Origin of the sequence: Sphaerospermopsis reniformis, from assembly GCF_005402885.1 — a bacterium.
Classification (GTDB): domain Bacteria; phylum Cyanobacteriota; class Cyanobacteriia; order Cyanobacteriales; family Nostocaceae; genus Sphaerospermopsis; species Sphaerospermopsis kisseleviana.
This window is the reverse complement of sequence record NZ_BJCE01000677.1, coordinates 1-207: the sequence shown is the minus strand read 5'-3', so window position 1 is coordinate 207 and position 207 is coordinate 1. Positions and strand designations below refer to the sequence as shown.

Below are 207 nucleotides of genomic sequence, written 5' to 3'. Positions count from 1 at the left end.
AATTAAATCGTTGTTTCAGCAGATGGATAGAAACCCTAGTGACAAACATGGGAGGAGAAATAATTCCCATAGACGGAAAAACAATTAGGGGTTCTTACGACCGAAATCAAGGGAAATCAGCATTGCATGTCATTAGTGCCTGGGCAAGTGAACAGAATTTGGTCTTGGCACAGATGAAAGTAGAAGATAAATCCAACGAGATTACAG

At 40.1% G+C, this 207-nt stretch carries 1 protein-coding gene; it reads left to right on the top strand.

The annotated features are described in order from the left end of the window. The coding region (locus tag FFR48_RS28815) for an ISAs1 family transposase (RefSeq protein ID WP_137669658.1) at positions 1-207 on the top strand (207 nt) is incomplete at both ends.